Annotated in this window: 19 protein-coding genes; 4 read left to right on the top strand and 15 right to left on the bottom strand. The window is 69.5% G+C overall.

The window, feature by feature from the left end; translation table 11 throughout:
• Positions 1-95 precede the first annotated feature (95 nt).
• Positions 96-497, top strand: a complete 402-nt coding sequence (locus tag MUN33_RS03450; RefSeq protein ID WP_244803526.1) for a hypothetical protein — start codon at positions 96-98, stop codon at positions 495-497.
• Positions 498-514: 17 nt separating this feature from the next.
• Here MUN33_RS03450 and rfbA read toward each other — a convergent pair whose 3' ends face one another.
• Positions 515-1,390, bottom strand: coding sequence for a glucose-1-phosphate thymidylyltransferase RfbA (rfbA, locus tag MUN33_RS03445; RefSeq protein WP_244803525.1), 876 nt, complete (start codon positions 1,388-1,390; stop codon positions 515-517).
• Positions 1,390-2,058, bottom strand: a complete 669-nt coding sequence (locus tag MUN33_RS03440) for a dTDP-4-dehydrorhamnose 3,5-epimerase family protein (RefSeq protein WP_244803524.1) — start codon at positions 2,056-2,058, stop codon at positions 1,390-1,392. Before MUN33_RS03440 ends, rfbA begins: the two co-directional genes overlap by 1 nt.
• A gap of 123 nt (positions 2,059-2,181) precedes the next feature.
• Between MUN33_RS03440 and MUN33_RS03435 the strand changes: the two genes are divergently transcribed.
• Positions 2,182-3,321, top strand: a complete 1,140-nt coding sequence (locus MUN33_RS03435) for a flavin reductase family protein (protein WP_244803523.1) — start codon at positions 2,182-2,184, stop codon at positions 3,319-3,321.
• A gap of 34 nt (positions 3,322-3,355) precedes the next feature.
• Positions 3,356-4,636, top strand: coding sequence for a fatty acid desaturase family protein (locus MUN33_RS03430; RefSeq protein ID WP_244803522.1), 1,281 nt, complete (start codon positions 3,356-3,358; stop codon positions 4,634-4,636).
• A 16-nt stretch (positions 4,637-4,652) separates the two neighbouring features.
• Here MUN33_RS03430 and MUN33_RS03425 read toward each other — a convergent pair whose 3' ends face one another.
• From MUN33_RS03425 to MUN33_RS03390, 8 genes are all read right to left on the bottom strand, one after another.
• Positions 4,653-5,552 carry a hypothetical protein gene (locus MUN33_RS03425; RefSeq protein ID WP_244803521.1) on the bottom strand — a complete coding sequence of 300 codons (900 nt, stop codon included), beginning with the start codon at positions 5,550-5,552 and terminating at the stop codon, positions 4,653-4,655.
• 54 nt (positions 5,553-5,606) lie between these two features.
• Positions 5,607-6,320 carry a hypothetical protein gene (locus tag MUN33_RS03420; RefSeq protein ID WP_244803520.1) on the bottom strand — a complete coding sequence of 238 codons (714 nt, stop codon included), beginning with the start codon at positions 6,318-6,320 and terminating at the stop codon, positions 5,607-5,609.
• A gap of 36 nt (positions 6,321-6,356) precedes the next feature.
• Entirely contained in the window at positions 6,357-7,418 is a 1,062-nt protein-coding gene (gene rfbB / locus MUN33_RS03415; protein ID WP_244803519.1) for a dTDP-glucose 4,6-dehydratase, read from the bottom strand.
• Between the two features lies 1 nt (position 7,419).
• Positions 7,420-8,529, bottom strand: coding sequence for a c-type cytochrome biogenesis protein CcsB (gene ccsB, locus MUN33_RS03410; RefSeq protein WP_244803518.1), 1,110 nt, complete (start codon positions 8,527-8,529; stop codon positions 7,420-7,422).
• An 88-nt stretch (positions 8,530-8,617) separates the two neighbouring features.
• Positions 8,618-10,357, bottom strand: a complete 1,740-nt coding sequence (locus tag MUN33_RS03405) for a cytochrome c biogenesis protein ResB (protein ID WP_244803517.1) — start codon at positions 10,355-10,357, stop codon at positions 8,618-8,620.
• Positions 10,358-10,400: 43 nt separating this feature from the next.
• A complete protein-coding gene (locus MUN33_RS03400) occupies positions 10,401-11,189 on the bottom strand; it encodes a cytochrome c biogenesis CcdA family protein (RefSeq protein ID WP_244803516.1) in 789 nt (262 codons plus the stop codon).
• Positions 11,182-11,799 carry a TlpA family protein disulfide reductase gene (locus MUN33_RS03395; RefSeq protein WP_244803931.1) on the bottom strand — a complete coding sequence of 206 codons (618 nt, stop codon included), beginning with the start codon at positions 11,797-11,799 and terminating at the stop codon, positions 11,182-11,184. Before MUN33_RS03395 ends, MUN33_RS03400 begins: the two co-directional genes overlap by 8 nt.
• Positions 11,800-11,806: 7 nt before the next feature.
• The gene (locus MUN33_RS03390) at positions 11,807-12,412 is read right to left on the bottom strand and encodes a histidine phosphatase family protein (RefSeq protein WP_244803515.1); all 606 of its coding nucleotides are present in this window, start codon (positions 12,410-12,412) and stop codon (positions 11,807-11,809) included.
• Positions 12,413-12,518: 106 nt separating this feature from the next.
• On the opposite strand from MUN33_RS03390, the gene MUN33_RS03385 reads away from it, so the two are divergent.
• Positions 12,519-13,577 (top strand): iron-siderophore ABC transporter substrate-binding protein, encoded by a 1,059-nt coding sequence (locus MUN33_RS03385; RefSeq protein ID WP_244803514.1) that lies wholly within the window; start codon positions 12,519-12,521, stop codon positions 13,575-13,577.
• A 30-nt stretch (positions 13,578-13,607) separates the two neighbouring features.
• On the opposite strand, the gene hemL is transcribed toward MUN33_RS03385, so the two are convergent.
• From hemL to hemB, 5 genes are all read right to left on the bottom strand, one after another.
• Positions 13,608-14,906 (bottom strand): glutamate-1-semialdehyde 2,1-aminomutase, encoded by a 1,299-nt coding sequence (hemL, locus tag MUN33_RS03380; RefSeq protein WP_244803513.1) that lies wholly within the window; start codon positions 14,904-14,906, stop codon positions 13,608-13,610.
• Positions 14,907-15,084: 178 nt separating this feature from the next.
• A complete protein-coding gene (locus MUN33_RS03375) occupies positions 15,085-17,811 on the bottom strand; it encodes a heavy metal translocating P-type ATPase (protein ID WP_244803512.1) in 2,727 nt (908 codons plus the stop codon).
• A 48-nt stretch (positions 17,812-17,859) separates the two neighbouring features.
• Complete coding sequence (locus tag MUN33_RS03370) at positions 17,860-18,351, bottom strand: hypothetical protein (protein WP_244803511.1); 492 nt, start codon at positions 18,349-18,351, stop codon at positions 17,860-17,862.
• Positions 18,352-18,363: 12 nt separating this feature from the next.
• Complete coding sequence (locus MUN33_RS03365) at positions 18,364-19,095, bottom strand: hypothetical protein (RefSeq protein ID WP_244803510.1); 732 nt, start codon at positions 19,093-19,095, stop codon at positions 18,364-18,366.
• 28 nt (positions 19,096-19,123) lie between these two features.
• Positions 19,124-20,128, bottom strand: a complete 1,005-nt coding sequence (hemB, locus tag MUN33_RS03360; protein ID WP_244803509.1) for a porphobilinogen synthase — start codon at positions 20,126-20,128, stop codon at positions 19,124-19,126.
• Positions 20,129-20,144 lie beyond the last annotated feature (16 nt).

Below are 20,144 nucleotides of genomic sequence, written 5' to 3'. Positions count from 1 at the left end.
CGGTGCCGCACGGTGGTTAGCATGGAGACCAGCCACGTCGGTCCGACACCGACCACCCCTACGCCGACAGGAGGTCGACAACAATGGGACGTCTAGTGATCGTAGTGCTCGTGATCGTCACGGTCATCGTGCTGTGGAAGGCATTCGGGCCGAAGACGTGGAACACCACGTCACGCACCCCGAAGGACAACCAGTTCCCGTCGCTGGGCCGCCAGAAGAACAGGCCGGTCGCGACGAAGGGGCCGGACGACGACCCGGACTTCCTGTGGAACATCAAGAAGGAACGCTTCAAGGCCCAACGCGAGGCCGAGCGCCGTGAACAGGAGGCCGTGGAGCGTGCCCGGCGCGGCGAACACTGGAAGGTCGGCGACGCGAAGGATGGCACCGGCAAGCGGACGACGTCGGACGGCTCCGCGGAGAAGAAACCCGACACCGGGAAGTCCGACGGCACCGGTCCGCAGGAGAAGAAGGACGGCGAAAGCGGCGCCCAGGGCTGACCGGCCCCCAGACGTCCTCAGACGTCTTTGCCGCGCCGCAGCAGCGTGGTCAGGTACGTCGCGTACGCCGACGCCCCGTGGGAGGCGGCACGTTCCGCCAGCTGCGCATCCGTCAGGTAGCCCATGCGCCAGGCGACCTCCTCCGGGCACCCGATCTTCAGGCCCTGACGCTCCTCGATGGTGCGCACGAAGTCCCCGGCGGCCATGAGGTTGTCGACCGTCCCGGTGTCCAGCCAGGCGGTCCCGCGGGGCAGGATCTCGACCTGGAGCTCGCCGCGCGCCAGGTATGCCCGGTTGACGTCGGTGATCTCCAGCTCCCCCCGGGCCGACGGCTCCAGGGCCCGGGCGACGTCCACGACGTCCGGGGCGAAGAAGTACAGGCCGGGGACGGCGAAGTGGGACGTCGGGTCGTCCGGTTTCTCCTCCAGCGAGGTCGCCGTCCCCTCCCCGTCGAAGTCCACGACGCCGTACGCCGACGGGTCGGCGACCCAGTAGGCGAAGATCGCCCCGCCCTTGACGTCGTGGAAGCGTCGCAGCTGGGAACCCAGCCCGGCCCCGTAAAAGATGTTGTCGCCGAGCACCAGGGCGACCGGTTCGTCGCCGATGAAGTCCGCGCCCAGGATGAAGGCCTCGGCCAGCCCGTTGGGGGCATCCTGCACGGCGTACTCGATGCTGACGCCGAACTGCGAGCCGTCGCCGAGGAGCCGACGGAACTGGTCGTTGTCCTCCGGGGTGGTGATGACCAGGATCTCGCGGATCCCCGCCAGCATCAGGGTGCTCAGCGGGTAGTAGATCATGGGCTTGTCGTAGACCGGGACAAGCTGTTTGGACACCCCGAGGGTGATGGGGCGCAGCCTGGAACCGGTGCCACCGGCCAGGATGATGCCACGCATCACTCGCCCTCCCAGTTCTCCGCGTCGTCCTGCGCCTGCTCCCAGGCCAGCCGCAGTTCCTTCTCCCAGCCGCGGCACTCGTTCCAGGACGGCAGAGCCGGTCCGTCGCTCCCGATGTCGGCCACCGTCGGGGCCCGGCGGTCCTTGTCGGAGAGGACGACGTCTGCGGCGGTGATGCCGTGGGCGGCCCAGTCGACGCCGATCTCCGGGTCGAAGGGGGTCACGGCATGCTCGGCGGCGGGGTCGTAGCCCTCGGAGACCAGGTAGCTCACCGTCGCCTCGCCCGCCCCTGCGGGAACACCGAAGGCGTGGCCCACGCCGACCGGGATGTAGACACCGTTGCGCTTCTCCGCGGAGAGTTCCACGGCGACGTGCTGCAGGAAGGTCGGTGACCCGCGGCGCAGGTCGACCAGGACGTCGACGACCCGTCCGGCCACGCAGGTCACGTACTTCGCCTGCCCGGGCGGGACGTCGGCGAAGTGGATCCCGCGGATCACCCCGGGCCGGGACGTCGACAGGTTGGCCTGCGGGATGTCGAGGGGGTGTCCGAGCTTCTCGGCGACGATGTCGGCACGGAACCATTCGTGGAAGGTACCCCGGTCGTCACTGTAGACGCGGGGTTCGGCGACCCAGGCGCCCGGAATCTCCAGGTCGGTGATCTCGTTCATGCCACCACCCTAACGTCACACCGTCACGGCAGGCGTGTCGGTGTGCGCGTACGTGCAATCACCAGCAAGTTCCCAGGCACCTTATCTTGAAACAGATATCTTTCTGTCTGTACTGTGGTTCCGATGAACAAAGTTCGCCTCGGGAAGGTCGGTAACGTCAGAAAGGTCGCCGCACGCGCCACCAGGCCGCTCACGCCTGCCCTCAGGAAGCTGACCACTCCCCTGACCCCCACCGACTACGCCGGCATCTTCGACCCGCTGCGTGGCCGCGAGGTCCGGGGGCGCATCACGGCGGTTTCCCGCCAAGGCGGCTACACCACCCTCACCGTCTCCCCCGGTCCCGGCATCTCCCGCGTCTTCCACGCCGGCCAGTTCATCGGTCTCGGCCTGGAGATCGACGGCCGGTGGCGCTGGCGCTGCTACTCCCTGACGAACGCCCCGCTACGCTCCGGCCACGGCCGCTCACGGACGCTCACCGTGACCGTCAAGCCCGTCCCCGGCGGCGAGGTCTCCGGCCACCTCACCGAGCACGCCACCGTCGGACAGATCATCCGGCTGACCGCACCGGGCGGCGACTTCCACCTGCCGTCACCGCTGCCGGAACGACTGCTGTTCATCACCGCCGGCGCGGGCATCACCCCGGTGATGTCGATGCTGCGCTGGCTCCGCGAGGAGAACACCCCGGAGACCTGGCCCGACGTCGTCCACATCCACAGCGAGCGTGGCCCCCGTCCCCCCGGCCCCTTCGCCGACGAGCTCGAGCAGCTCGGTACCACGGCACCGTCCTACCGGCTGACCACGTGGAACTCCTCGCAGGACGGACGCCTGACCGTGGAGGACGTGACCACCGCCGTCCCCGACTGGGAGGACCGCGTGGTCTTCGCCTGCGGTCCCGGCCCCCTGCTGGAGGCCCTCGCCGAGACCATCCCCGACATCCACACCGAGACATTCCACGCCCAGGGCGCGGCGTCCGGGAACGCGGGGGCCTCGCCGGACCCGGCGGACCTCGGCGGGGAGATCGAGTTCGGCGACAGCGGCGTGGTCACCACGTCCACCGGTTCGACGACGATCCTCGACGCCGCGGAGAGCTGCGGTGTCGACCTCGTGCACGGCTGCCGGATGGGGATCTGCCGGACCTGCGTCACCCCGATCACCGACGGCACCGCCGTGGACCTGCGGGACGGCACCACCTACGGCCCCGGTGAACAGATCCGCACCTGCTGCAGCGTCCCGTCCGGGTACGTCCACCTCGCCAGCAACTGACCGTCCCACCCACCCCCCCAGGAGCGACACCCCCATGGCAGTACAGGACATCACGGCCTACGCCCACCTGTCGGACGACGACGTCCGTGACATCGGACGACGGCTGTCGGCGATCGAGAAGGCGCACCGCGAATCCCTCGGTGCCACCGACGCCGACTACATCAAGACCCTCATCCGCACCCAGCGCGTCCTCGACCTCATCGCCCGCATCGCCACCGCGACGTCCTCCACCGTGGCGGTCCCGGCCGGCATGATGCTGGGCCTGGCGAAGATCCTCGAGAACCTCGAGATCGGCCACAACGTGATGCACGGCCAGTGGGACTGGATGAACGACCCGGAGATCCACTCCTCCACCTGGGAGTGGGACAACACCGGCCCGTCGTCCGGGTGGAAGCACTCCCACAACGTGGTGCACCACACCTACACCAACATCATCGGCATGGACAATGACGTGGGGTACGGCATCCTGCGCGTCACCCGCGACCGGGCGTGGACCCCGCAGGCTCTGATGCAGCCGCTGGTCAACGTGGTGCTGGCCAGCCTCTTCGAGCTCGCCGTCGGGTTCTACGACGTGGAGCTCGGCCGCTACTTCACCGGCCGCCAGAGCTGGGAGGAGACCCGCCCGCGCCTGATCGCCGCCCTCCGCAAGACCGGACGCCAGTTCGGCAAGGACTACATCGGCTTCCCCGCCGTCGCCGCGGCCACCGGCTTCCTGTTCCCCGGCACCCTCGACGGCCGGAAGCTCTCCCGGGCCGCCGGTGCACGCCGCCGGGCAGGGGCCGCGCTGAAGACCGCACTGATGGCCAACCTGATGCGCAACGTGTGGGCCTACGCCGTGATCTTCTGCGGGCACTTCCCCGACGACGTCGAGACCTTCACCCGACGGACCCTCGCCGAGGAGACGCAGGACGAGTGGTACCTGCGCCAGATGCTCGGCTCGGCGAACTTCCGTGGCGGGCCCGTCCTGTCGGTGCTGTCCGGCAACCTGAACTACCAGATCGAGCACCACCTGTTCCCCGACATGCCGTCGAACCACCTGGCGGAGATCAGCCGGGAGGTCGAGGCGATCGCCGAGGAGTACGGCCTGCCCTACAACACCGACAGCTTCCCCAAGCAGCTGCTGCAGGTGCAGCGCACCCTGCTGAAGCTCTCCCTGCCGAACTCCATGCTGCGGGCCGACCCGTCCAACGCCCCCGAGGTCCGTTCGGACGAGGCCTTCACCGCCAACCCGGAGATCGCGGCCCAGACCGGGCCGCGTCAGCTGCGCAAGGGCCTCGCCCTGCTCAAGAAGGCCCGCCCGCGGTTCCTGGCGTGAGCGTGCCCCGCCGGGGTCAGTTCCACAGGACCACGTCGTTATCCGGGGTCTCCTCCGGCTCGTCGGTCGGCTCGGGTGGTTCCGTCGAGGTGGATGTGTCCGTCGCGTCCGCTGTCCCGGATGCGCCGTCGAGGTCGTAGGTGAAGGCCAGCCCGGTGGGGGTGATCCCCCGGCGCGGGTCCTTGTCGGTGTAGCTGAGCACGGCGCGCGTGTAGGTGGTGTCCGGCTCCACGTCGGCGAGATCGGAGGGGAGGGCGTCCTCCTCGTCGACCCCGCACTCCGCCTCGCCGGCGTAGAGCACCCGGTTGGCCTCCCGTGCCTTGTCGTCCACCGGGTCGAGCTCCGGCACCGCCGCCTCGAACGCCTCCGGTTCCGGTTCCATGTCCGTGTCCGGTTCCGCCTCCGTCGTCTCAGCGCTGGTCTCCGGGCTGGTCTCCGCACTCGTCTCAGCACTCGTCTCCGGGGCTGCCTCGGCGTGCAGGAGTTCGACGGTGTAGGTCAGGCACACGAAGGTACCGACATCCTCGTTGTCGTCGCCGGTCAGCGCGACGTCGTCGGCGTCGATCTCCTCGGGCTCCTGCACCTTCACGCGCCAGTACTGCGGCGCGTCGGCCCCACCCGTGACGACGTACCCGGCGTCGCCGAAGGACAGCTCGCGCCCCGGCTCCGTCACGTCCACGCCCTTGGGCGCACCGTCCACGATGCTGGACGGCAACCGCTCCCCCGCGAAAGCCGGGGCCTCCGGTGACTCGCCCTGCACTTCGGTACCGGAGACCTCCGACGCCCCGGAGGCGCCCTCCTCACCGGTCGTGGTACAGGCGACGAGGGTGAACGCAGGCAGGGTCACCGCAGTGAGCGCGGCCAGCTTCCACGTGTGCGACTTCTTCAGCATCACCGGCTCCTTCGACACAGTCATGCCCCGAAGCCTAGCGTCGCGCCGCGTCGACGGTCACAGGAACCCACCCAGGCTTCAGTTCCAGTAGATGTCCTCGGCACCGTCCAGGCCCGGGATGTCCGTCTGGAATCCGAACCGCAGGCCGGTGGGGTCCACACCGGCGTTCTCGTCCTTGGCGACGAAACTGAGGATCGAGGCCTTGTAGGTCTTGTCGACCGTCAGGGACTCCGAGGTGGAGGGCAGCTCGTCGGCCTCGTGGATTCCACAGGTGTTCCCCATGTCCATGAAGATCGAGTTGGCACCGTAGCCGTCTTCACCGACGGCACTCAGCCGCGGCGTGGAGACGACCGACGCGTCCTCCGGGTTCGTGCCGTCCGAGCCCTCCCCCAGGTAGGTGATGTCGTAGTCCAGGCACACGAAGTGGTCGACGTCGTCGTTGCCGTCCTGGAGCTCGGCGGCGTCGGCGGGCAGGTCCCGCATCTCGCCCGGGGTGATGGCCCAGAACATCGTCGGCCCTTCCCGGTGCCTGGTCACCACGTGGCCGGTGTCGTCCAGGGACAGCCTGCTTCCGGGGCTGGTCAGCTCGAAGCCGTCCGGCGCTCCGTCGAAGGTGATGTCCGAGGTGGCACCGGAGTCGGTGTCCTCCGTCGAGGAGTCCGACGCCGAGTCCGACGAGGTGTCCGGGCCCGCCCCGGAGTCACCGTCGTCGGACGAGCATGCGGTCAGTGCGAGAGCAGGAACAGCTAGGCCGGCAATAAGCGCAAGCTTCCACTTCTTAACGTCAGTCATGGGAAGGAGGCTACCCGGTATGCCGCGCCGGCGTGGTCAGATCACCTGTTCGGTGTCCCGGTAGGTCTCCTCGGCGTCCTTCCGGCTGACCTCCCACCACGACTGGTTGTCCCGGTACCACTGCACGGTGTCCGCCAGCCCCGCGGTGAAGTCCGTGAACCGTGGTGTCCACCCCAACGCCTGTGTCGACGAGGGGTCGATGGCGTAGCGGCGGTCGTGTCCCGGCCGGTCGGTCACGTGGACGACGTCACCGGCGTCGCGGCCGAACAGGTCCAGCAGCGCCTCCACGCACTGCCGGTTCGTCCGCTCGCCGTCCGCCCCGATCAGGTAGGTCCCCCCGGACTCTCCACGCTCCAGGATGGTCCACACCGCGTCGTTGTGGTCGTCGACGTGGATCCAGTCGCGGACGTTGTCGCCGGCGCCGTAGAGCCGCGGGGTCTCGCCCTCGATCAGGCCGGTGATCTGGCGCGGCAGGAACTTCTCCGGGTGCTGCCGCGGCCCGTAGTTGTTGGAGCAGTTGGAGATCGTGGCGCTGAGACCGTGACTGCGCACGAACGCGCGCACCAGGTGGTCGGCGGCGGCCTTCGACGCCGAGTACACCGACGACGGCGCGTACGGGGTGTCCACGGTGAAGCGGCCGGTACCGTCCAACGGCAGGTCACCGAAGACCTCGTCGGTGGAGACGTGGTGCAGGTGCACCCCGTGGCGCACACAGGCGTCGGCGAGCACGCCGGTGCCCTCGGTGTTGGTGCGGACGAACCGCAGCGGGTCCCGTAGGGCGTTGTCGTTGTGGCTCTCCGCGGCGAAGTGCACCACCGCCGCGGTACCGCCGACGGCGTCGGCGTCCCGACGGAGCTGCGCGACGAGCCGGTCGACGAGGGCGGCGTCGCAGACATCGCCCTCGGTCAGGGTCACCCGGCCTGGCCCGGTGACCCCGGCGAGGTTCGCCGGGTTCGCCGCGTAGGTCATGGCGTCCAGCACCGTGACCCCCACGTCCGGCCGGGTGAGGAGGGTGCGGTGGACGAAGTTGGCGCCGATGAAACCGGCACCGCCGGTCACCAGCAGGTGGGTGATCCGGCGGTCGGGGTGCTGCGCCATGTCAGTTCAGCCCGGCGTAGGAGTGCAGGCCCGAGATGACGATGTTGATGAAGAAGAGGTTGAAGATCATCGTCGCGAAGGCGACGACGTTGATCCACGCCGCCGGCTTGCCGCGCATCCCCGGGGTCGCCCGGGCGTGCAGGTAGGCGGCGTAGAGGATCCAGGTGATCAGCGAGACCGTCTCCTTGGGGTCCCAGCCCCAGAAACGGCCCCAGGCGGCGTGGGCCCAGATCGCACCGAAGATCACGCCGAGACCGAAGACCGGCAGGGTCCAGATCGCGGCCCGGTAGGCCAGGGCGTCCAGCTTGGAGGCGTCCGGCAGCGGGGTGGCCAGCACCCCGAAGAAACCCTTCTCCTCGCCACGCGGCTGGGCCCGTCGCAGGATGTAGAGCAGGGAGGCCATACCCGAGACCAGGCCGATACCGCCGCCGATGGATACCACGGACACGTGGATGACGAACCAGTAGGAGTTCAGCGACGGGACCACCGGGGCGACGTCGGCGTAGAGCTCGGTACCCGCGTAGAACAGCAGCAGGACGATGGGTGTGAGGATCCAGGGCCACAGCACCCGCATCGCCTTGCGTCGCAGGACGTAGCAAGCGATGACCATGGACACCGCCGAGACGACCGAGACGTACTCGAAGAGGTTGCCCCACGGGAAACGGTTCGCCGCCAGCCCACGGACCACCACGAACAGCACGTGCATGGCCACACCCAGCCAGATCACGGCCTGGGCCATGCCGCCCCACCGGTCGGTGCGGCGGAAGCGGTTGCGGATGGTCTCGACCTGGAACCGTTCAGGCAGTTCGTCCTCGCTGAGGGAACCGGTGGCGATACCGGAGACGTCGTGGCTGCCGCCGTCGGCGGCGTCCTTGTCCACGGTGCCGGACGCACCGGCGGCGCCTGCACCGACGGCGACCTTCTCCCGGTCCCGCCCGGCCTTGCTCTCGCCCAGGATGCGGGCGCGTTCCCGACGGGTCTCCGTGGCCGACCGGTACATCCCGTAGAACACGAGGGAGACAGCGAGTCCGAGCAGGTACAACGCCACCGTGGTGGTGTAGGCCAGGTCGGAGAAGTCCGCCAGCCCTTCATTGAGGTCGTGGATGTCCATCCGTCAGTTCCTCCGTCGATGATGACTGGGCCGTGATACGGCCCAGATTACTGGGCACCGGGTGCCGAAACCAAAAGTGAGCAGGTGTTTAGCGTTCCTCAGGACGGTCTTCTGACGGACCGTCCTTCAGGTCGGGGCGCCCGGAGAGCTCCCCGGCGTCGACCTCACGCCGGAGCTCACGGTCGAGCTCGTCCTCCCAGTCCTCCCACTCACTGTCGGTCTGGTCGAACTCCTCGTCGAGTTCCTCCTCGTCGAGGTGGAGCAGCTCCTCGGCGACGCGGTTGAACTCACGTCCCCAGCCCGCCGAGTCGGTACGCGCCAGGCCCGCGATCTGCAGGTGCGTGGTGCCGTCACCGTTGTCGGTGACACGCACCCAGAAGCGGCGGCGCTTGATCGTCAGCGAGCCGACGAGGCTGACCAGCATCAGCAGCGCGAAACCGAGGACGAACGGCGTCGTCGGATCCCGGCTGACCTGCAGGTTCACGAACTCCTCGGCACCGTCGAAGGAGATCTCCGTACCGTCGTCGAGGGTCACTGACTCCCCCTCCATGAGGTTGACCCGGTCGAGTTTCTGCAAGGCCCCGCTGTGCAGCTGGGTCGAGTCGAGGGAGAAGATGTCCTGGCCGGTGCCGGCGTCGAGCCCGGTGTCGCCACGGTAGATGTCGATGGCCACGGCCGGGTCGTTCATCGCCGGGAAGCTGGAGGTCAGCAGGGCGTTGTTCTCCCCGGAGAACTCGGCGGTGGGCGCGAAGAGCCCCTGGATCGCCAGCTGGTTCTGCCGGCGGTCGTAGAGGTCCTCGTACATCCCGGCCGGCGGGTCCATCTTGATCGCGCCGGACGACAGGAAGTAGGTCAGGTCGTCCGGACGGAACTGGATGGTCTCGGTGCGCTTCTCGCCGTTAGGCCAGGTCACCGTGAACGTCGGCGCGTAGCCGTGCCCCTGCAGGTACACCAGGTCGCCGTCGACGTTGAGCGGGTGGTTGACGCGCAGCTGGGTCTTGTCCCACTCCTCGGTCGGCAGCATCGCGTCACTGCCCTCGGCGTAGTCGATGTCCGAGGAGAAGTGGGTCGCCTGCCCGGACGAGAGGTAGTCCGCCTTGAAGTTCTTCACGTTCACGCAGAACGGGGTCAGGGTGGTGCCGTCGAAGAGGGGGCCGTTGCGCATCGAGTCGAAGTTGGCCACCGCGGAGTTGCAGAACTGCGAGCTCGCGGAGTCCGTCCCGGCGACGACGATGACCTGGCCTTCGTAGTACACCAGGCGTCCGGCCATCACCGCGGCGAGGATACCGACCAGGGAGAGGTGGAACACCAGGTTGGACGCCTCACGCAGGTAGCCGCGCTCGGCGGCGTAGGACCACTTGCCGGCACGGTCGTCGGCGGCCTCCGTCGCCCCGCCGCGCCATTTACGGAAGCGCCGGCTGACCTGGTCCTGCACCTGCGCAGTGGGCGCGTCGACGGTGCCCTCCACGAAATTCGGCATCCGGGTGAGCCGCTTCGGGGCTGCCGGCGGACGGGTCCGCAGCGCCTTGTAGTGGTCCCAGCTGCGCGGCAGGATGCAGCCGATCAGCGAGAGGAACAGCAGGACGTAGATCGCGGCGAACCACGGGGAGCTGAAGACGTCGAACAATCCGAGCTTGTCGTAGATCTCACCGATCCGGCCGTTGTTCTCGATGAACTCCGTGACGTTGCCGGCGTTCAGCGACCGCTGCGGCAGCAGGGCGCCGGGCACCGCCCCGAGGGCGAGGAGGAACAGCAGGACCAGTGCCGTCCGCATACGGGTCAGCCACTGCCAGGCCCGTTTCGGTAGACGCAGGAACCAGCGGATCATGGGGACCTTTCGGGAGAGGACTTCGGTTGATACCTGTCGACGACTAGATCGGCAGCGTGGTGTCGGACACCACGGCCTGCCGGATCCAGTCGACGAACAGGGCCCACTGGCCGGAGACCAGCAGGATGCCGACGAGGACCAACAGGGCACCGCCGACGAGCTGGATGGTGCGGGAGTGCTTCCGCAGCCAGCCGACACCGCGCAGCGCCCTCGCGGAACCCAGGGCGACAAGGATGAACGGTAGTCCCAGCCCCAGGCAGTAGGAAATGATGAGGACGACACCGCGCGCCGCGGTCATGCCCTCCGTCCCGGCGGAGACGGAGATGATCGCGGCGAGCGTCGGCCCCAGGCAGGGCGTCCACCCCAGCGCAAACACCCCGCCGAGCAGCGGCGCCCCGGCCAGGGTGGACCAGCGCTTCGGGGCCATACGTGTGTCGTTCTGCAGGGGCCGGATGAACCCCATGAAGACGATGCCCATGACGATCGTCACCACACCGCCGACGCGCATCAGCGTCTCCTGGTTCAGCTGCAGCACGCTGACGGCCCCGAAGACCGTCGTCGAGGCGAGCACGAAGACCACGGTGAAACCGGCGACGAACAACAGGGCCGCACCACCGGCCCGGCCCCGGCGGGCCGTGACCACCGTGCCCTCCCGGGTGAACTCGGTGTCCGCGCCGACGACACCGGCGAGGTAGGAGACGTAACCCGGCACCAGCGGGATCACGCACGGCGAGGCGAAGGAGACCAGCCCGGCGGCCGCCGCAGCCAGCAGCGCCAGCAGGAGCGGGCCGGTGGTGACCGCGTCGGCGAACGCGGCGCCGAACTCACTCATCGTCGAGCAACGGCTCGACGGCCGCCCACAGCTCGTCGTCGTTGACCTCGCGCAGGAAGACCTTCGCGGGACGGTGCTGCCGGTCCAGCACGATCGTGGTGGGGATCACCGACGCCGGCAGGCCTCCCAGCGCGAGGGCGGACTTGAACGGCGGGTCGTAGATCGACGGGTAGGTGATCCCGTTGTCCGTGACGAAGTCGCGGGCCTTGTCCGCCACCGAGTCACGCACGTTGATGCCGAGGATCGTCCCGCTGCCGTGGTCCTCGAAGTTCTGCTGGACCCGCTGCAGGTCGTCGGCCTCGCTACGGCACGGGCCGCACCACTGGCCCCAGGAGTTCAGGACCACGACCTGGTCCGTGAAGTCCTCGAGACCGACGGTCTCCCCCGGCTCCATCAGGGATTCACCCTGCAGGTCACCCACGGGTTCACGGTCAGCCTCGTCGTAGGTGATCTCCGTCTGACCACCCGGGGAGACGAACTCGAAGGTGCCGCCCTGGGCCACGGCGTCGGTCCCGGCGGTGTTGTTCTCCCCGCACGCCGCCAGGCCCAGGGCCAGCGACGCGGTGAGGACGGCTGCCGCCGCCTGTCGTCCCTGCTGTCTCACGTTCATCACCGAATCAGATCTCCTGTGCGGGCTCCGAGTAGACCATGTCGACCAGGTCGTCCCCCTCGAAGACCAGGGAGGTCACCGAGGCGAGTTCACACCGGCGGGCCGCCGGGTTGTGGTACAGCGGCAGCCCCTGCGCGTCCCGCTGGACACAGACGATGGGCAGCTGATGGGTCACGCACACGGCCTCGGCGCCCTCGGCGGCACGGCGGGCACGGTCGACGGCCCGCCACATGCGGTCGAGGATCTCCGAGTAGGGCTCCCCCCAGCTCGGGACGGTGGGGTTCGTCAGCAGCGGCCACCGCTTCGGGTTCCACAGTGCCGACCGGACGCCCTTGATGTGCAGGCCCTCCAGGTCGTTACCGGCCTCGAGCAGGTCCTCATCCACCCCCGGGACCACACCGAGGCTCTCCGCCAGCGGCGCCACGGTTTCCCGGGCCCGCTCCAGCGGCGAGGACACGACGTAGGTGACGTTGTGATCGGACAGGTCGGCGGCCACGGCCGCGGCCATCTGACGGCCACGGACGCTGAGGTGCCAGTCGGGCAGTCGACCGTAGAGAATGCGCCCGGGGTTGTGGACCTCCCCGTGGCGGACGAGGTGGACGATCGTTGTCATGGTGCCTGACACTACCTGGGATGGTGCTCAGCTCATAAGTGACGACCTTCTGCCGGAGCCCAGGGTGAACGACGGTCACCCCCGGAGGATATGCTAGCCTACCCTCATGAACCTCTCCCTCCGACGCCCCACGGGGCGTACCGTCGGCGCTGTCCTGGCGTCCTGCCTGACCACCGTCCTGCTCGTCGCCTGCTCCTCGACCCCCGGCGACGGTGACGCCGCCGACCAGAACGGGTCCGGTGGTCCGGGCGGCTCCGGCTTCGAGCCGGTCACCATCAGCCACGCCCTCGGTGAGGCGTCGATCACCTCCGCCCCCGAACGCGTGGTCACCCTCGGGCAGGGCTCCGCGGAGACGGCCATCGCCCTGGGCGTGACCCCGGTGGCGACCGAACGCTACGACTGGGGCGCCGACGACTCCGGCCAACTTCCCTGGATCCGCGAGGCCGTGGAGGAGCGCGGCGACGAGCTCCCCGAACTCATCACCGGTGGTGAGGAGGTCAGCGCCGAGGAGATCGCCGCCCTGGACCCCGACCTCGTGCTGGCCCCGTGGTCCGGGATGAGCCAGGAGCAGTACGACCAGATCAGCGCCGTGGCCCCCACCGTGGCCTACCCCGAGCACCCGTGGACGATCGACTGGAAGGACCAGATCACCACCGTCGCCACCGCGCTCGGGAAGCCTGACCAGGCCCGCGGACTCATCGACGGCATCGACCGGGAGTTCGCCACCGCCCGGGAGGACAACCCCGACTTCGCCGACCACGACTTCGCCTTCATCTACAACCAGGGCCCCGCCCAGGACATGGGCGTGTTCCTCCCGACGGAGCAACGCGCCGCGATGGTCGCCAACCTGGGCTTCCAGGTGGCACCGGTGGTCGAGGAGCTGAAGGCCGACGAGGTCGTGGGCACCGACTCCGCCCAGTTCAGTATCGAGGACGCCGACCGGCTCGACGACGTCGACGTGATCTTCACCTTCTACTCCGACGAGACCAACCGCCGCGAGATGCACGCCCTCCCCGTGTACGGCGGCATCAGCGCGATCCGGGAGGGTGCCGAAGTCGCCCCCACCGACCAGTCGTTCGTGACCGCGTCCTCGATGATCAACCCCCTCACCGTGCCGTGGACCCTGGAGCGCTACATCCCGATGATCCGGGACGCCCTGGCCTGACACGGCAGGTCCGGCTACCGGCGCAGGGAACTACCGGGGTGTCGCGGCCGCCGCGGCCTTCGCCGCCGGCACCAGCGCCGCCTCGATGCGCTCGAAGTCCGCGTCGGTCAGCGCCGTGGACACGAACCAGGTCTCGAAGACGCTCGGCGGGGCGAAGACCCCACCGTCCAGCAGGGCGTGGAAGAACGGCGCGTAGCGGAAGGTGTCCGCCGCCTGCATCTCGGCGAAGTTATGGCCCTGCCCCTCGGCGAAGCGGATCGACAGCATCGTCGTGGCCCGCTGCATGTGGTGCACCACCCCCTCGCGCGAGAGCGCCTCGCTGATCAGCCCGGACAGCCTGTCGGCGTTGGCCTGCAACGTCGTGTAGGTCGACTCGTCGGCCAACCGCAGCGACGCCAGGCCCGACGCCGTCGCCACCGGGTTCCCCGACAGCGTGCCCGCCTGGTACACCGGCCCTTCCGGCGCCAGCATGTCCATGATCTCGGCACGTCCGCCGAACGCCGCGGCCGGCATCCCGCCGGACACGACCTTGCCGAAGGTGGTCAGGTCACCGGCCACACCGTCCACCCCGAACCAGCCGGAGCGCGACGTACGGAAACCGGTCATGACCTCGTCGAGGATCAGCAGCGCGCCGTCGGCGTGGGCGATCTCCTTCAACGCGGCGTTGAAGCCGTCCTGCGGGTGCACCGTGCCCATGTTGCCTGCGCTGGCCTCGGTGATGACCGCGGCGATCTGGCCGGGGTTCGCGGCGAAGGCGGCCCGGACGGCGTCGAGGTCGTTGTAGTCCACCACGATCGTCTCCGCGGCGGCCGAGGCCGTGATCCCCGGGGAGTCCGGCAGACCCAGGGTGGCCACGCCGGAGCCGGCGGCGACCAGCAGGGAGTCCACGTGGCCGTGGTAGCACCCGTTGAACTTCAGGATCTTGTCGCGGCCGGTGAACCCGCGGGCCAGCCGCACCGCCGACATCGTGGCCTCGGTACCGGAGTTGACCAGCCGCACCCGCTCCACACTGGTGCGGTCGATGATCTCCTGCGCCAGCTCCGTCTCGGCGAGGGTCGGCGCGCCGAAGGACAGTCCCCGTCCCGCGGCCTCGCGGACCGCCTCGACGACGGCCGGGTGGGCGTTGCCGTGGAGCATCGGACCCCAGGAGCAGATCAGGTCGACGTAGTCGTTGCCGTCGATGTCGGTGAGCCGGGACCCGGCCGCCGAGGCGATGAACGGGGCGGTGCCGCCGACCGAGCCGAAGGCCCGCACCGGGGAGTTCACACCACCGGGCGTGACTTCCCGGGCCCGGTCCATCGCCGCCGAGCTGTTCGTCCGTCCACTCATCTGCCACTCCTTGAAGGTCGCTTGTCCAACTGTCCCCCAGCATAGTGACCGGCGCCGTGGGCACGGACCGCGGGTGAACGCCCGCATCCCGGCGCCCGTCGTGGCTCTGCGCTGCCGGTACTGCCGGTACTGCCGGTACTGCCGGTACTGCCGGTGCTGACCGCCGTGGCGGCGAATGTCAGCGGGACTGCCAGGGGCTCAGGTTCTCCCCGGCCCAGGCCCGCAGTCTGCCCAGCCGGGTGTCGGAGCGGTTCCCGGGTGCCTCGGCACCCTGACGGCCGAGGGGGTCGCCGATACTGTAGTCGCGGTGGCTGATGCGTGCAGACCGCCACTCGATCAACAGTGACGACCCGAGCATCAGGGCGGTCGCCAACAGCGGGTTGAGGAACCCCGACACCGCCAGGACGAGGGCGCAGATGTTGTACCCCCAGGCCAGCCAGAGGTTCCAGTCCACGGTGGCCCGGACGTGCCGGGTGAGGTTCAACGACTCCGCGACGGCGGCGACGTCGTCCCTGACCACCACCACGTCACTGCTGGCGGAGTCGAGGCCCATCGCCTGCCCGTGGTCGCCGCCGAGGTTGTCCAGCCGGTCGACCGACCCCATGAGGATGCCGACGTCGGCGACGTCGAGGCAGTCGAGGACGTCCTGGTCGCCGACCATCGCCACCGTGGCTCCCTGGGAGTGCACGCTGCGTACCGTCGCCGCCTTCCGTGCCGGGATGATGCCGGCGAGCACCTTGGAGATCCCGATCGAATCGGCCATCCGACGTGCGACGGGATAGGTGTCGCGGCAGAGCATGTAGGTCTCCACGCCCGCATCCTCCAGCCAGTGGACGGAGGACTCGGCGTCGGGTTTGACGGTGTCGGCGATGTTGATCACGCCGCGGGCCTTCCCGCGCCAGCTGACCACGAGCGGTACCCCACCGCCGAGGGCGGCGTTGGCCAGGGTCGGGTCGTCGAGTTCCGAGATGTCCCGGGGCCGCCACAGTTCCGCCTGGACAGGGCGGACGGTCGGCCCGCCGCTCCCCGCGTCCCGGACCGGGAGGTCGACGGTGGCGGTGAAGACGCCCCGCGGGTCCACGTCGACGGGCCCTGCCTCCAGCCAGTGCGGGACCGCGTCGCCTCCTGCGCCACTGTCGCGGGACTCGCGGTCGGCCCGGACGATCGCCCGGGACACGCCGTGCGGGCTCTCGAGGCTCAGTGCACCGGCCACCCGGAGCACCATCTCGGCGACCTCGCCCTTGGCGGCGGTGACCCCGACGACGCGCATCGGGCCGGTGGTCAACGTCCCGGCACGGTTGAAGATGATGGTGTCGACCGCGGCGAGCCGGTGGATGGTACCGGTGTCACGCAGCAGCATCCCGCCCGAGGCGGCACGGGCCAGGCCGAGGCGCAGGGCGAGCGTGGTCGACAACGCCAGTGCCACCGGTGCCACGGACACCAGGACGGTCAACGCCGTGGCGACGGCGGCGGTGACGCTCTCGGCCATCGTCAGCCACCCCACCGCGGCGACGACCGCGATGACGACCGCCCACGGCACCAGCAGGGACGCGGTCCGGGTCGCCAGCTGTTCCAGCCGGTTCTCCTCGTGTTCGGCGGCGGCGATCCAGCGCCGCACCGCGGCGATCCGGGTCCGTGAACCGCTCCTGCTGACCCGGACCTTCAGTTCACCGCCGGTGTTCCGGGAGCCGGCGTAGACGCTGGCACCCACCTCGACCGGGGTCTGATCCCGTCCCCCGGTGAACGGGCCCGCCTCGACGGTGGACCGGCCGCCGACGACCTCGCCGTCGCAGGGGATCACGGCCCCGACACCGACGATCACGTCGTCGCCGACCCGGAGTTCCGTCGACGGGATCGTCCGTCTCACAGGCTTCCCCTGCCGTGACTTACGCACCACGGTGACGTCGCTGGCCCGTTCGATCGACAGCATGTTCAGCGCCAGGAGCGAGCGCAGGCGGGTCCGTCTCGACGCCAGGCGCCCGAACAGCAGCAGGATCGTGCACCCGCAGGCGACGTCGAAGAACACCGCGTCGGTCTGGTAGCCCCAGGAGATCAGGATGTTGCCGGCACGCCACCCGGGGTCACCGGTCGACGTGGTGACGAGCTCCGCCAGGGAGTAGAGGTAGGCCAGCAGGATCGCCGCCGACGACGCCGCGTCGAGGGCCGGCATCCCGCGCCGGAGTCCGCCGAGCATCGCCCGGTGGAACGGCCAGGCACACCACAGGACCACGGGGGTGGACAGGACGAGGCAGGCCCACTGCCAGTAGTCGAACTGCCACTCGGGGAAGAGCTGCAGGACGACGACCGGCAGCCCGAAGAGCACCGCGACGAGCAGGCGTGCCACGGTTATCAGGTTCCGTGCGGTGTACAGCACCTCGGTGCCGCCGGTCTGCCGGTGACGTCGCTGGCCGAGCTGGTGGAAGGTCCGGCCTCCGCGCAGCATGCGGTCCCGGTTCTCACGGTGCAGATGCGCGTTGATGCTAGCCGGACGGGCCCGGGTGAGCCGTTCGGCCCGCCGTCGCAGCGACGCCACGGTCAACCAGGAGTCGACCCCGGCGTCGGTCATGACGTCACGCAGGACGTCCGGCGGCAGGGACTCCGGCGCGGTGACCCAGGCCATGGACGTGGAGTACACCACACGCGCCTGCACCCCGGGCAGCTGGTTGAGGGCGGCCTCGACCTTCCCGGCCTGCGTGGCCGAGCCCAGGTCGCCGAGGTGGAAGGTGAAGGACGTCAGGCGGGCCCCGCCCCGGCCCCGGTGTTCGAGTCCATCGTCGGAGTCGTCGTCGGCGGTGAGGCCCGCGGCACGGGCGGCGCGACGGGCGTCTTCGATGGCCCGCGTCACCGCGTCGGACGGTACGTCGCCCTCGACGTCGCGGAGGGGATCCTCGGCCGTCGTCGCCATGGTGTGTCCTTCGTCGCCCGGTCCCGGGCGCCCTGGCATGTCCACAGGTCAGTTCTCCAGTTCCGAGGGGCTCTCGCCGAAGAAGGTGCGGACCGCCGGCCGGTACATCGCCAACGCACCGAGTGCCATGACCAGTGCGATCAGCGCCTGTTCCAGCCCGCCGGCCCGGAAGACCCAGCCCACCAGGGTGAACGCCATCGCCACAGCCGCGGCGATCATCAGCAGGCGTCGCCGGCGCCCGTCGCCGCGGAGCAGCCCGGGGATCAGCGACGCGACGAGGATCCCGGTCACGACCTGCACGGTGCCGACCCACCGCATGTTGGTGGACAGCGTGTCGATGTACGCCATCTGGTCGGGGTCGTCGACGACGGGCCGCTCGGCGGTCCACATCACCGCACCGCTGGCCAGCAGGCCGATGGCGGCGACGAGGAAGAGCATCACGGCGACCTTCACCGACCCCGGGACCCCGTCACCCGGCTGCCAGTACCGGATCGCGCGGTTGCTGTCCCCGGGATCGGAGTTGTGGGAGACCGGGAACATCGTGGGCACGGTTCACCGCCCCCTGTTCTTCTTCTCGGCGTTCTTCTGACCGTTCTCCTGGCCGTTCGTCCCGGCGTTCTTCCCGGGGTCACGGTCCTCGCGCGCCTGACGCCTGCGCTTCTTCTTCTCCGCGCGCTCCTTGTCCAGTTGCTCGTTACGCCGGGCCAGCTTCTCGGCGTAGGCCTCGATCTCCGCCTTGTCCGGCAGGCCGAACCAGTCCGCGTTCTCCGGGCGGGTGATCAGCCAGATGCCGACGGCGGCGACGACACCGGAGACGATGGTCCCGGCACCGACGAGGAGCACCAGGGGTGTCGCCCCGGTGTCCGGCGGGGTGGAGAAGACCTGCACCAGCGCCATGAGAGCCAGGTAGACCGAACCGACGCAGAGGAACAGGCGGCTGCGCACCCCGCCGCGCGACACCCGGCGGTTGAGGAACATGCACAGGGCCACCGCCGCCAGCATGAGCAGCAGGTTCAGGATCGCGGTACCGGTGACCAGGGTCTCCTCGGTGACCCCGTCCGGCAGCGAGACGGAGTCCATCTGGTCGCGGACCTGCGTGGTCAGCGCGCGCGGGTCCTGCAGGTTCATCACCAGCTGGACAACGGCGGTCAGTGCCTGGACGGCGCCGACGATGTACCAGGCGCGCACGCCGTCACGGACGTTCTCGGGCGCCCCCTTCGACGAGGGAGCCAAACCGTCCGGGCGTCCGACCTTCGGCGGTGTCGGTGAAGTCTGCTGTGTCATATCGCCGACCAGCTTAGTCAACCCGTGGTCAGCCGCGCAGGAGGTGGGCGGCTTCGGTGGCCCAGTACGTCAGGATGATGTCCGCACCGGCGCGCCGGATCCCGGTCAACGAGTCCATGATCGCCGCCTCACGGTCGATCCACCCGTTCTGGGCCGCGGCGGTGATCATCGAGTACTCCCCCGACACCTGGTAGGCGGCGACCGGAACCGGGGACATGTCGGCGACCTGACGGAGAATGTCCAGGTGCGGCATGGCGGGTTTGACCATCACCATGTCCGCCCCCTCGGCGATGTCGAGCTCGACCTCCATAAGGGACTCCCGCGCGTTCCGGGGGTCCTGCTGGTAGGTCTTGCGGTCCCCCTGCAGCGAGGATCCGACGGCCTCCCGGAACGGACCGTAGAAGGCCCCGGCGTACTTGGCGGAGTACGCCAGGATCGACACGTCCTGGAAGCTCGCCTCGTCCAGCGCCCGCCGGATGACCTCGATCTGGCCGTCCATCATCCCCGACGGGCTCACCACGTGCGCACCGGCCCGGGCCTGTGCCACGGCCATCCGCGCGTAGAGCGGCAGGGTGGCGTCGTTGTCGATCACGGTGGTCCCGAACCGGTCCTCGGTGAGCACACCGCAGTGGCCGTGGTCGGTGAACTCGTCGAGGCAGGTGTCCGCCATGACGATCAGGTCGTCGCCGAACTCACGGCGCAGGGCGGAGAGCCCGCGGTTGAGGATGCCGTCCTCGGCCCAGGCCTGCGAACCGGTGGCGTCCTTCGACTCCGGGGTCGGGACGCCGAAGAGGTCGACGGAGCCGACGCCCGCGTCGAGCGCGGCCTCGGCGGTGCGCAGCAGGGAGTCCTCGGTGTGCTGCTGCACACCGGGCATCGCGGAGATGTCGCGGGGGGCGTCCAGGCCGTCGGCGATGAACATCGGGAGCACCAGCTGGTCGGCGACCAGGTGGGTCTCGGCGACGAAGTTCCGCATCGCCGGGGTGGTGCGGAGGCGGCGGGGACGGCGGACGGGGTGCACATCATCAGTCATGGTGACGATGGTACGC

The organism is Corynebacterium kalidii, assembly GCF_022869005.1.
GTDB classification, from domain to species: Bacteria; Actinomycetota; Actinomycetes; order Mycobacteriales; family Mycobacteriaceae; genus Corynebacterium; species Corynebacterium kalidii.
This window is presented reverse-complemented; position numbering and strand designations above follow the sequence as displayed.